The sequence below is a fragment of the Candidatus Aquicultor sp. genome (genome assembly GCA_036504445.1).
Classification (GTDB): Bacteria; Actinomycetota; Aquicultoria; order Aquicultorales; family Aquicultoraceae; genus DASXVE01.
The window spans coordinates 46,056-58,921 of sequence record DASXVE010000034.1; the positions used below are offsets into that span (position 1 = coordinate 46,056).

The 12,866-nt window shown below is 52.9% G+C and carries 11 protein-coding genes; 10 read left to right on the top strand and 1 reads right to left on the bottom strand.

The window, feature by feature from the left end:
• Positions 1 to 4 precede the first annotated feature (4 nt).
• From VGK02_11370 to disA, 3 genes are all read left to right on the top strand, one after another.
• Positions 5 to 2,467 carry an ATP-dependent Clp protease ATP-binding subunit gene (locus tag VGK02_11370; GenBank protein ID HEY3375640.1) on the top strand — a complete coding sequence of 821 codons (2,463 nt, stop codon included), beginning with the start codon at positions 5 to 7 and terminating at the stop codon, positions 2,465 to 2,467.
• Positions 2,464 to 3,822 (top strand): DNA repair protein RadA, encoded by a 1,359-nt coding sequence (gene radA / locus VGK02_11375; GenBank protein HEY3375641.1) that lies wholly within the window; start codon positions 2,464 to 2,466, stop codon positions 3,820 to 3,822. The genes VGK02_11370 and radA overlap by 4 nt, the downstream gene beginning before the upstream one ends.
• Positions 3,823 to 4,137: 315 nt before the next feature.
• The gene (disA, locus tag VGK02_11380) at positions 4,138 to 5,214 is read left to right on the top strand and encodes a DNA integrity scanning diadenylate cyclase DisA (GenBank protein ID HEY3375642.1); all 1,077 of its coding nucleotides are present in this window, start codon (positions 4,138 to 4,140) and stop codon (positions 5,212 to 5,214) included.
• On the opposite strand, the gene VGK02_11385 is transcribed toward disA, so the two are convergent.
• A complete protein-coding gene (locus tag VGK02_11385; GenBank protein HEY3375643.1) occupies positions 5,215 to 5,610 on the bottom strand; it encodes a hypothetical protein in 396 nt (131 codons plus the stop codon).
• A 354-nt stretch (positions 5,611 to 5,964) separates the two neighbouring features.
• On the opposite strand from VGK02_11385, the gene VGK02_11390 reads away from it, so the two are divergent.
• The 7 genes from VGK02_11390 to VGK02_11420 are packed head-to-tail and all read left to right on the top strand — an operon-like array spanning position 5,965 to position 12,613.
• Positions 5,965 to 7,038, top strand: coding sequence for a TRAM domain-containing protein (locus VGK02_11390; GenBank protein HEY3375644.1), 1,074 nt, complete (start codon positions 5,965 to 5,967; stop codon positions 7,036 to 7,038).
• Between the two features lie 45 nt (positions 7,039 to 7,083).
• Positions 7,084 to 7,827, top strand: coding sequence for a 2-C-methyl-D-erythritol 4-phosphate cytidylyltransferase (gene ispD / locus VGK02_11395; protein ID HEY3375645.1), 744 nt, complete (start codon positions 7,084 to 7,086; stop codon positions 7,825 to 7,827).
• Positions 7,824 to 8,306 (top strand): 2-C-methyl-D-erythritol 2,4-cyclodiphosphate synthase, encoded by a 483-nt coding sequence (gene ispF, locus VGK02_11400; GenBank protein HEY3375646.1) that lies wholly within the window; start codon positions 7,824 to 7,826, stop codon positions 8,304 to 8,306. Before ispD ends, ispF begins: the two co-directional genes overlap by 4 nt.
• A gap of 33 nt (positions 8,307 to 8,339) precedes the next feature.
• Positions 8,340 to 9,821, top strand: a complete 1,482-nt coding sequence (gene gltX, locus VGK02_11405) for a glutamate--tRNA ligase (GenBank protein ID HEY3375647.1) — start codon at positions 8,340 to 8,342, stop codon at positions 9,819 to 9,821.
• Positions 9,822 to 9,860: 39 nt separating this feature from the next.
• A complete protein-coding gene (gene cysS, locus VGK02_11410) occupies positions 9,861 to 11,369 on the top strand; it encodes a cysteine--tRNA ligase (protein HEY3375648.1) in 1,509 nt (502 codons plus the stop codon).
• Entirely contained in the window at positions 11,369 to 12,100 is a 732-nt protein-coding gene (gene rlmB / locus VGK02_11415) for a 23S rRNA (guanosine(2251)-2'-O)-methyltransferase RlmB (protein HEY3375649.1), read from the top strand. The genes cysS and rlmB overlap by 1 nt, the downstream gene beginning before the upstream one ends.
• Before the next feature lie 9 nt (positions 12,101 to 12,109).
• Positions 12,110 to 12,613: an NYN domain-containing protein gene (locus tag VGK02_11420; GenBank protein HEY3375650.1), complete on the top strand. Its 504-nt coding sequence runs from the start codon at positions 12,110 to 12,112 to the stop codon at positions 12,611 to 12,613.
• Positions 12,614 to 12,866 lie beyond the last annotated feature (253 nt).

The window sequence follows — 12,866 nt, forward strand, 5'->3', positions numbered from 1 at the left end:
AGCCATGTTTGAGCGGTTTACCGAGCGAGCGCGTCGCGTCGTTGTCTTCGCACAAGAAGAGGCGCGCATGCTCAATCAGAATTACATAGGAACAGAGCACCTTCTCCTAGGCTTAATCAGGGAAGAGGAAGGCGTAGCAGCTCGGGCGCTTCAAAGCTTGGGCATCAGCTTGTATGATGTCCGCGCGCAGGTCGAAGAAATTATCGGCCGTGGCACAAGCGCTCCTGTTGGCCATATTCCGTTTACACCGCGGGCTAAGAAAGTCCTCGAACTCTCATTGCGAGAGGCGTTACAGCTCGGGCACAACTATATCGGTACCGAGCATATCCTTTTAGGCCTCATCAGAGAAGGTGAGGGTGTTGCTGCTAGAGTCTTGTACAACCTTGGTGCGGACCTTGATCGGGTTAGAAACCAGGTTATCCAGCTATTGAGCGGTTACTATGGCAAGACAAGCAGCGAGCCGAGCACGTACGGTCGTACCTACGGCGGTTCATTATTAGATGAATTCGGGCGCAATCTCACACGCCTTGCGCACGAAGGCAAACTCGACCCGGTGATCGGGCGCGAGACCGAGATTGAGCGCGTCATGCAGATTCTCTCTCGCCGCACGAAAAACAATCCGGTGCTCATTGGCGAGCCTGGCGTTGGTAAAACTGCGGTTGTCGAGGGGCTGGCGCAAAAGATCTCAGACAACGATGTGCCCGACATTCTCAAGAACAAAGAGATTTATACACTCGACCTTGGGGCTCTGGTCGCCGGTTCGAAGTATCGTGGCGAGTTTGAGGAGCGCTTAAAAAAGGTCATGAAGGAGATCCGCGAGCGGGGTGACATTATCCTATTCGTCGATGAGATGCATAACTTGGTCGGCGCTGGCGCCGCCGAGGGTGCGATCGATGCGGCGAGCATTTTGAAACCGGCTCTGGCTCGAGGCGAACTACAAACAATCGGTGCCACGACGCTTGATGAGTACCGCAAGCATGTCGAGAAAGACGCTGCGCTTGAGCGTAGGTTCCAGCCGATAACCGTTGGCGAACCGTCGATTCAAGAAACGGTTGATATCTTAAAAGGCTTGCGCGAGCGTTACGAAGAGCACCACCACGTGACGATTACCGATGATGCACTAACGGCTGCAGCACAGCTTGCCGACCGTTACATCGCGGACAGGTTCTTGCCGGATAAGGCGATCGACCTGGTAGACGAGGCTGCTTCCAAAGTGCGCATGCAGCGCATGTCGGTTCCGGCCGAGTCGCTCACCGTTGAAGAAGATTTACGCAACCTGCGCCGCGAGAAAGAAGCGGCCGTTGCATTACAGGATTACGAGAAAGCAGCAGCTATTCGCGATAAAGAACGCAGCATCGAAATCGAGCTCTCCGCCAAGGATTCTACCTGGGAGGCGCTCGCGCAGATGCCGGTAGCAACCGTTACCGAAGAGCAGATCGCCGAAGTCGTTGCGACATGGACCGGTATCCCGGTCTTTCGTCTCACCGAAGAAGAGACGGCGAAACTGCTTCGCATGGAGGATGAGCTACACAAGCGTGTCATTAGCCAGGAAGAGGCCATTAAGGCTATCTCAAAGGCCATCAGGCGCACGCGCGCCGGGTTGAAAGACCCGAAACGCCCGAGCGGGTCGTTTGTCTTCCTGGGACCATCTGGCGTTGGTAAAACCGAGCTGGCAAAAGCGTTGGCCGAGTTCCTCTTTGGCGATGAGCAGGCACTGATTCAGCTCGACATGAGCGAGTACATGGAGAAACACACAGTGAGCCGTATGGTCGGTTCACCGCCTGGATACGTAGGCTATGACGAGGGCGGGCAGCTCACCGAGAAGGTGCGCAGGCGTCCGTACTCAGTCATCTTGCTCGATGAGATCGAGAAGGCGCACCCGGATGTCTTTAATATCCTCCTGCAAATTCTCGAGGACGGTCGTTTGACCGATTCCCAGGGTCGTCAGGTCGATTTCAAGAATACGATTCTCATCATGACGTCCAACTTGGGCGCGCGCTATATCCAAAAAGGTACGCCGCTCGGGTTCGGTAAGAGCCAGGAAGGCATGGATTACAACGATATGAAGAACAAGGTTATGGGCGAGATTAAGAAAACGTTCCGGCCGGAGTTCTTGAACCGTATCGACGATGTCATCGTCTTCCACGAGCTCACGCGAGACGACATCAAGAAGATCGTCGATCTCATGTTTAAGCGGATCATCGACCAGCTCAGAGAGCAGGCGATCTACGTCGAGCTCACCGAAGAGGCGAAAGACTACCTCGTGAAGGAAGGATACGAACCCGCCATGGGTGCGCGGCCGTTGAGGCGCGCAATCCAGCGGTTTATCGAGGACCCGATTTCGGAGGGGCTGCTCTCTGCGCAATTCCGGTCCGGCGACACAATCGTCGTTACTGAAAAAGAAGGAAAGCTTGACTTCAGCAAGCTTGAGCCGGCAAGTATAGGCGCCGGCGGGCGTGAGGTATGAGCAAAATAAAATATATAGTGAGATGCCAGGTCTGTGGGTGCACCGCTCCTAAGTGGATGGGGCGATGTCCCGATTGTGGTGAATGGAACACCATGGTCGAGGAACCACTTGATCCTGGCATTTCGTCGTCATCAACCCGCGGTAGTTTCGCGCCCGGCGAAAAGGCGCAGCCGATAACCGATGTTGTGGTTGAGCACGAGACTAGAATCCCGACAGGCCTCAACGAACTCGACCGGGTTCTGGGTGGCGGGGTGGTACCGGGCTCGCTGGTACTTATCGGCGGCGAGCCGGGGATAGGAAAATCGACGCTGCTTTTGCAGGCGGCGCATGAACTCTCCGGTAGGATCGGCAAAGTGCTCGTCGTCTCCGGCGAAGAGTCGGTGCGCCAGATTTCGCTCAGAGCAAACCGTTTAGGAACGCTCAAACCCGATCTCTTCCTGCTTTCCGAGGTCGATGTAACCTTGATCGATTCACAGGTGAAAGCGCTTCAGCCGGGTTTACTCATCATCGATTCAATTCAAACGATGTTTCATCCCGACGTCGCTTCGGCCCCGGGAAGCGTAAGCCAGGTGCGCGAGAGTACACATTATCTGATGCGCCTCGCGAAGGGCAGCGGTATCCCAACGTTTATCGTCGGGCACGTCACCAAGGACGGCTCGATTGCCGGGCCGCGCGTGCTCGAGCACATGGTCGACACCGTCCTCTACTTTGAAGGGGATAACTACCAGTCATTTCGTATCGTACGCGCGGTAAAGAACCGCTATGGATCAACCAACGAGATCGGCATCTTCGAAATGACTGATGCCGGCTTAATCGAAGTCGCCAACCCGTCCGCGCTCTTCTTAAGCCAGCGCCCCGAACACTCACCGGGCTCGGTTGTAATCGCCACGGTAGAGGGGACGCGCCCGCTTCTTGTCGAGTTGCAATCGCTTGTGTCGGAATCGCACTTGTCGATGCCCAGGCGTATGGCAACGGGTCTCGATTTCAACCGGATCGCTTTAATCGTTGCCGTTTTAGATAGGCGCTTCGGGATGCGTCTTGGCTCTGAGGATATTTACGTCAACGTGGTCGGCGGCGTCAAAGTCAACGAACCGGCTGCGGATTTGGGCATCGCGCTGGCGATTGCATCGGCACACCGCGACAACACGGTGCCCGCCGATTGTGTGGCCATCGGCGAGATCGGTCTTGCCGGCGAGGTTCGCTTCGTCAATCAGCTCGAGCAGCGCCTCAAAGAGGCCGAGAAACTCGGCTTCAAGCGCGCTATCATTCCCGACCAGGAGTTACGCGGCGCGAAAATCGGCCTTGAGCTCTTCCGCGCGAAGAATTTGGGCCAAGCGCTCGATTATATTAGCTAGATTATTTCTTTGCCTGTGCCACGCTTCCGCAGGTGCTGCCAGTGCCGTATATTTTCGACCGATTGGTCGAAAATATCCCACATATTTGAACGCTCGGTTGAAATACTATGCGACCGAGACGTGTCCGACAAACCAACCGAAAAAACTTTAGATTATCCCGGTAGTACCCCTAAACCAGCGATCGTTTGCAGCCGATGGATTTAACAACGGAAATTGGTTATGATATTCAAATAACCAAGAAGGATATGAACCGGAAAGTATTATCTCACAGCATAGTACGGGGCTAATACATTACAACATCTCAGGTAGCTAGATATGGTGCAGCTTAGTCGTCGTGAGGAAAAAGAACTCGTAAAAGCGCTCGAAAAGGTCGCTCCCGGCACCGAGCTCAGGGAGGGCTTGGAAAACATTCTGAGCGCGCGCACCGGTGCTCTCATAATTATTGGCGATACCGAGGAAGTCCAGGCGCTGTGCAACGGCGGCTTCCAGCTCTCGGTAGAGTTCTCGGCGCAACGGCTCTTCGAGCTTGCGAAAATGGACGGCGCGATTATCATGGACGGCCAGATAAGCCACATCCTACGTGCGAACGTTCACCTGGTTCCCGATCCGACCCTACCGACAAGCGAAACCGGCATGCGGCATCGTACTGCCGAGCGTGTCGCCCGCCAGACGCAATCCCTTGTTATTTCGATTTCTCAGCGACGCGACGTAGTTTCACTCTATCTCGACGGTATCAAGTACGCCATGCAAGATATCAGGGTGCTTCTTGCCAAAGCCAATCAAGCACTGCAAACGCTTGAGAAGTATAAAGCGCGCCTTGATGAAGTTCTCGCGAACTTAAGTGCACTCGAGTTTGAAGACCTGGCGACGCTTCTCGATGTGGTCACGGTATTGCAGCGCTATGAGATGGTCGGGCGTGTTTCCAGGGAAGTAGAGCGCTACATCAGCGAACTCGGAACAGAGGGGCGCCTGATTCGTATGCAGCTCGATGAGCTTGTCGGCAACGCCGATGAGCAATCGATCATGATTATTAAAGATTATGCGCTCGATCAGAGCCATGTCGATGATGCCGTTGAACGGCTCGCAGAGCTTACACAGGAAGAGTTGCTCGATCTTGCAGAGATCGCGAAGATTCTTGGCTATTCCGAGGTCGTTGACCTGCTTGAGCAACCGGTGCATTCGAGAGGCTACAGGCTTTTAAGTAAAATCCCGAGGCTCTCACTCAACCTCATCGAGCGGATTGTGGTGAAATTCCACAACCTGCAATTGGTGATGAAAGCCACGATCGAAGAGCTCGATTCGGTGGAAGGTGTGGGCCCGATTCGTGCCAAGACAATCAAAGACGGGCTGCAACGGCTCAAAGAATACAACATTCTTGAAAGATACATCTAGCTAGGTTAAACTATAAACTCCCAGCGTATCAAGCTTTTCATTCTCTTTTGATATAATGCCGTCCAAATCAAGGCCGAGGATCGAGCAAATTCCAGCCAGGTAGAAAAGGGTGTGCCCGAGCTCTTCTTCTAAAGCTTCCAAGCAACCCGGGCACAAAGACCCGTCGATATGGGTTCGCATGTAATGGGCGAGCTCGACCAGGGTAATATTGTCGGGAATTGGTTGCTTAGAGGCGTCGATTTTTAAACAGCCGCAGGACGTAACCGAGTTTACGATAGCCCGGTTGACGTGGGCGCTCGATTCTTGAAGTTTCGACATTACGTCAAGAACGCTCCGATAGCGCACGAGGTGTTCCGATACCGTGCTCTGGAATTGGTTGCAGTGACTCATTGTCATAATTACTCCTTCGACGCATCCGGCACCACCAATTTTATTGACTTTACTTGCGGTTGTCAAATTAACTAACGTCATTATACTGCGGTTATAGTATAGTGTTACGGGAGGTAATAGCTTCATCCGAAAACCAATAACTGGGCTATGAAGCGCCAAACTCGGCTTGTCTAGCTGTTTCACTGATTTAACTATCGGGCCTGAAGGGAATACGGAAGCGTTGGTATAGTGCATGGATTATATCGTCACACGTGTGTTATTCTAGAATTGCTATGTAAAACCGGGTTACTAAATGCGGGAGGTGGTGCCGCCGCAATATGTGAAGGTAAGGAAACCACGAGTTAAATAGAGGTGTTAGTAGTGTTACAGTTAATACGAGTCGTATTCATTGTAACTGGTGCCATAGGGGCGTTTGAGCTCGCTAACGCCGTACAGTTACCGGATCCGTTATCCCGATATAAGTTTTTCGCACTCATACTATTCATTATCCTGGGGATCGGTATCGGTTATGTACTTGGCGGTGTAATCGGGCGCCGGTTACTCACAACGCTGAACTGGCTGGAGAACAAGATACAAAAACTACCGACAGCGGATCTCCTCCTAGCTCTTGCAGGTTTACTGGCCGGGCTAATCTTAGCGTGGCTTATCTCGATACCATTTGGTTATATTCAAATACCATTTCTACAGTTCTCGGTTGCGATGTTCGCATTCGTTTTGCTCGGTTATCTTGGCGTAAAGATATCAATGCGCAAGCGGGACGACCTGCAGAATTTCTTGCGGTCGATTCCGGTGCCGGCGCCTCGCAGTCACGGTACCGAGGCCCGTCGTTTTGACTTCGGTAAATCGAAGCTGCTGGATACCAGCGTCGTCATCGACGGTCGTATCGCCGATGTGGCGAAGACCGGCTTTATCGAGGGAGTTCTAACGGTTCCGCGGTTTGTATTACGCGAGCTGCAAACGGTTGCCGATTCCGAAGATTCACTTAAGCGCAATCGGGGAAGGCGAGGCCTCGATATCTTAAAGAGCTTGCAAAATGACCCTCGACTCCACCTTGAGATTTTGGAACGGGACTATCCTGACTTGGCAGATGTTGATGCTAAACTCGTTCGTCTGGGAAGCGAAACAAAGTCGCCCTTACTGACGAATGATTACAACTTAAATAAAATCGCCGAGCTTCAAGGCGTACAGGTTCTTAACCTTAATGAGCTTGCAAATGCACTCAAACCGGTCGTATTGCCGGGTGAGGAGATGTTTATCGGTCTCATCCGTGAGGGCAAAGAAGCCGGCCAGGGAATCGGCTATCTTGATGATGGCACGATGGTAGTCGTTGACGGCGGCCGGGTGCACATCGGCGAGGAAGTCGAGATCATGGTTACGAGTGTCCTGCAGACGCCGGCCGGGCGCATGATTTTCGGCCGTATGAAAGATATATAATACGCAAAGTTTCAAGACAGAAAGATGTGTAGGTGATTACATAGGATGAACCTCGCTCTCATAGTTGCGGGCGGGACAGGCACGCGTATGGGACGGCCCGGGGGCAAGCAGCTTATGCCGCTTGCCGGGAAACCGGTTCTTGCCCATACGCTTCGTGCATTCCAGGACTCCGCTTCAGTCAACGCGATTATTCTGGTAATCGCAGAAGAAAATATCGACCCATGCCGTGCACTCATCGCTGAGTTTGAAATATCTAAGGCAATAAGCGTGGTTGCGAGCGGTGCGGAGCGGCAGGATTCCGTATATAACGGTCTAAAAGCAGCCGGTAAAGTTGGCGATGTGCGGGTAGTGACCGTGCATGACGGCGCCAGGCCGCTGGTTACCGTTGATATGATAGACCGGACCGTTGCGGAGGTAGTTACAGGGGGAGGCCGGGGCATTGACGGCGTCGTGGTCGGTATCCCCGCAAAAGATACGATAAAATTAGTGCGGGAAGGCGTTGTTGTGGATACGGTTGATAGGTCGCAAGCCTGGCAGGTACAAACCCCGCAGGCATTCGTATTCAATACGCTTATTAAAGCGCATGAATTCGCGCGGGCCGACGGGTTTTACGGCACCGATGACGCCGTGCTAATCGAGCGTATGGGCGGCACGGTTACGGTGATCGCCGGCGCGGATGAAAATATTAAGATAACCACGCCGACCGATATTGTAATCGCCGAAGTATTTCTTGCGAAACGTGACGGCATAAAAAGCGGCGATGAGATTCAGGAGGAAATGGGCGAATGAGAGTTGGGACCGGATTTGATGTTCACAGGTTTGTCCCTGGCCGATCGCTCATTCTCGGTGGCGTTGAAGTCCCGTATGAGCTGGGGCTGGAAGGCCACTCCGACGCGGACGTGCTCACGCACGCAATCATCGATGCGATGTTCGGGGCGGTTGCCGCAGGTGATCTCGGTTACTTTTTCCCCGATACCGATATGAAATTCAAGGGTATATCGAGTCTGATGCTGCTCAAAGAGGCCGTTCGTATTTTACGTGAGCGTGGCTTTCAGGTTGCAAACGTCGACGCGATAGCAATTCTAGAGCGCCCCAAGCTAGCGCCGTTTCGGGAGCAGATGCGGCAAACGCTGGCGGAGGCGATGGGGCTTGATGCGGGTAGAATCAGCATTAAGGCGACGACGACCGAAGGGTTGGGCTATACCGGCCGCGGTGAGGGTGTAGCCGCACAAGCCGTCGTGTTGGTTGAAGAGATATCGGAAATTTAAAAATTATTCAGACAGGCAAAGGATAACAAGACAATGGGAAATGTTCGCGTACGTTTTGCACCGAGCCCAACCGGGCACCTTCATATCGGCACCGCGCGTACCGCGCTCTTAAACTGGCTCTATGCCCGGAAAGAGCAGGGTTCGTTTATCGTGCGGATCGAGGATACAGACCGTAGCCGTTCCACGGTCGAATTCGAAGGGGCGATTCTAGAGGCGCTCGCATGGATGGGTCTTAATTGGGATGAGGGCCCCGATACCGGCGGCGATTTTGGCCCGTACCGGCAGAGCGAGCGGTATGAGATATACCAGCAGAAAGTCGACAAGCTGCTCGAGACCGGGCAAGCCTATCGTTGCTACTGCACACCGGAAGAGCTCGAGGATCGCAGAAAAGCGCGCCTCGCAACCGGCCTTATGCCAAAATACGAAGGAACGTGCCGAAACTTAACCGTTGAGCAGCAGCAGGAATGCGAAGCCCAAGGTAAGGTTCCGGCCATACGATATCGCGTGCCGGAAGGCGAAATCCACATCTACGATGAAGTGCGCGGCGATATCGTGTTCTCAAGCGACGTTATCGGAGATTTCATTATCTTGCGCTCGGACGGGACGCCGTCGTATCACCTGGCGGTGGTTGTGGACGACGGTGAGATGAAGGTTACGCACGTTATTCGCGGTGAAGACCATATCACCAACACCGCAAAGCATGTGCCGCTGTTTAAAGCGCTCGGCTATCAAATCCCCAAATTTGCGCATAACGCCATGATTTTAGGGCCGGACGGCGGCAAACTCAGCAAGCGCCACGGCGCAACGTCGATTAACGAATACCGCGACCGCGGCTATCTGCCGGAAGCGATTAATAACTACCTGGCGTTGCTAAGCTGGTCGCCGGAGGGGGAGCGCGAGGTGTTCAGCCTCGAAGAGCTGGCGCAGGCGTTTAAAATCGAGCGCATCTCAAAGAGCCCCGCGATCTTCGATATCGCAAAGCTCAACTGGCTTAACGGGCAGCATATCCGCGCCGCTGATATTATTCGGATTACGAATCTTTGCATTCAGTACTTGCAGGAAGCCGCGCTTATTCCGCAGGGTGAGGTGTCGCAAGAACTATTTAAATACCTGGTTAAGGTGGTTGATGCGGTGCGGGGCAACCTCACCGTGCTCTCCGAAATACCCGCGTATGCTAGAATATTTTTAGGCGAATATGCAATTGAGCCGGAAGCCGACGAGTGGCTTGCCAAATCGCAGACGCCTGAATTGTTAAATGCGCTTCTTGAGCAGCTTGAAAAAGATGGCGAGTTCGACATCGAAAGCGGCAAAGAACTTATCGGCCAGTTGCGCCAGGAGTTTAAAGCCCAGGGTGTTACCGGCAAAGATCTGTTTATGCCGATTCGCGTCGGCTTGACCGGAGCGGTTAAAGGTCCCGAGTTGCCGTTTGTGCTAAATATCCTCAGTAAAGCCGAAGCGGCGGAACGCGTTTCCCATGCGCTTGAGCGCTCGCGCGCGCTGCAAGCAACCGGCTAATAGGGTAGATAGATATAGATAATAGGTGGTGTACGATTTATGGCCCTTAAGGTCTACAATACGATGACCAGGGAAAAAGAAGAATTTATTCCGCGCGATGCGGGCAAAGTCGGGATGTATGTCTGCGGTCCGACGGTGTACAACTACATTCACATCGGCAACGGCCGCACGTACCTGTCTTTCGATGTCATCTACCGCTACCTGAAGTATCGCGGATATGCTGTTGCCTACGTGCGCAATCTGACCGACGTCGACGACAAGATCATCAACAAGGCGAACGCCGAGGGCGTAACGGCCGCTGAGGTCGCCGAGCGATATTCCGAGGCGTTTCGCGAAGATACCGAGAATTTAGGAATCGCCGTACCGACAATTGTGCCGAAAGCAACCGAACACATCAAAGAGATGATCGAGATCATCGAGGGGCTTATCGACAAAGGGGTCGCCTATGAAGTCGACGGCGACGTCTATTTTGAGATCGGCAAATTCCCCGAGTACGGTAAGCTCTCGCACCGCGACCTTGAGGATATGCGTGCCGGTGAGCGCGTTGAGATCGATCCCAGGAAACATCACCCGATGGATTTTGCGCTCTGGAAAGCGGCAAAACCGGGCGAGCCGTCATGGGCGAGCCCGTGGGGCCGGGGAAGGCCAGGCTGGCATATTGAGTGCACCGCAATGTCGGTCAAATATTTAGGTACCGATTTTGATATTCACGGGGGCGGGCGCGATTTGATCTTCCCACACCACGAGAACGAGCTCGCGCAAACCGAAGGCTATACCGGTAAAAATTTCGTGCGCTACTGGCTGCACGGTGGCATGGTCAATATCGGTGATGAAAAAATGGCCAAGTCGCTCGGCAACATAATCCTCGTTCGGGATCTTCTTAAAGAACATAATCCAAATATGTTGCGGCTGCTCGCATTGGGCACGCACTACCGGAGCCCGATAGATTTCGGCCCCGAGAAGCTCAAAGAAGCCACTGCCGCTTACGAGCGTTTCATCAACGCGCGCCGGAGCGTTACTCATTTTATGAATGCGCATACGGTAACGGTATTTCCGGAAAAGGTTGACACAGTCAGCCGCCTTGAGACCGCTACGACGGACGCAAAAGATAAGTTCATCGAATCGATGGACGATGATTTTAACAGCGCAGCCGCACTCGCTGCGTTATTCGATTTGGTTAAAGAGATAAATACGTTTATAGAGAGTTACGGTGGCCAGGTGACCTTGCACGCCAAAGACACGCTCGCCAAAGCCGATGAAATGCTTCTTGAACTGGCAATGGCCGTCGGGCTCGATCTAAAGCTGCCGGAAGCAGCCGATATCGCCGAGAAGCTTCCCGCTGCGATTTACGATCTTGCCGCCGATGTTCTCGGTACACCGATGGACAATAAGTCGAAGAGCGAACTTCTCGATGAGATTCTTATCAAACGAAACCAGGCACGCAAAGATAAAGACTGGGCGACTTCGGATAAAATCCGAAACAGCTTTACTAGAATGGGGATTGAAATTGAAGACACTCCACTCGGATCGCGGTGGAAACTAAAATAATGGATACTGTTGAGGGACGGCGCCCTGTATACGAGCTTTTACGAAGCTCACGCCAAGTCACCAGAGTCCTTATTGCTAAGAACGTTAAACCATCCAGCGCTATTAAAGATATTGAAACCCTGGCAAATAAGAAGGGTATCCGCATAGACAGGGTTGATGGCGCCCGGCTCGACGAAATCTCGCAGTCCCGGGTGCATCAAGGGGTAATCGCCCAGGTAGAAGGGTACCAGTATTACTCATTTGCCGATTTGGCGCACTCGCTTGATATCGGCCGGAACCCCGTATTGCTTCTTCTTGACGGTGTGACCGATCCGCAAAACTTCGGTGCGTTAATCAGAACCGCAAATGCCGCCGGCGTTGCGGGTATTATCGTGACCAAGAAGCGCGTCGCGCCGGTTACCGCAGCCGTTCATAAGGCATCCGCCGGTGCTACGGCATACACGAAAATCGCTCAGGTCAGTAACCTTGTATACACCATCGAAGACCTTAAAGAGATGGGGTTTTGGATTGTCGGAACGAGCGACACGGCAAACGAATACTATTTTGATGCCGATTTTAAACGGCCTATCGCAATCGTTCTAGGCAGCGAAGGGAAAGGGATTTCGCGCCTCGTAGCCGAGAAATGCGATTATCTTGTCGCGATACCGATGAAGGGTGAGGTTGCCTCTCTTAACGTCAGCGTCGCCGGGGCGATTGTAATGTATGAGGCGCTCAGGCAGCGCATGGAATAAGAGGGCACGATGCCGAGGCTTTTAGTTGTTGACGGCTATAATCTCATTTTTGCAACCGACCGGTATCGGAAATGGCGCGAAAGCGACCTCGAAACAGCCCGCGCTAAACTAATCGAAGACCTTGCTACGCTGAAAACCGCATCCGACTACGAGATTATGCTGGTATTCGATGCTGCCAAGACCAACGCGTCGAGCCGTAACCATGCAGATATTCTAGGTGTCGACGTGTGGTTTACCAGAGCGGGCGAGACCGCAGACCAGATGATCGAGCGATTTGTGTTTCAGAGTAATTTCGAAGGCGATATCGTTGTTGCAACATCCGACTACATGCAGCAAAAGGTTGTTTTTCGACCGGGTGTACTCAGAAAAAGCGCTCGCGAGCTCACCAATGATTTTGAAACCACGGAAAAAGAACTCGCAGTCACATCGAAAAAGCCCGGTAGGTTCCGCCTCGAAGAGCGGCTCGATAACGCCATCAGAACCGCCCTTGAACGCATGATTGGCATGAAGTAAACTGGCGAAGTGCGAACACGAAGCAAAATAGGCCAAGTATTGGTATAGAGTATCGCAAGCGCAATCTCAAGCTCTACTGTAGCTTAATAGTAGGAGATTGCCTTAAATTTATGCCCTCAAATGGTGTTTTAGTCCTTGACGGCTCTTAGCGGTATGCCTATAATTCGGTAAGTAGTCATCTATTGGCCTTTAGCGGCTCGCCCAATACAGCAGGAGGGCGGACGGTGTACGCCAACCTAGACTCTAAACCGGA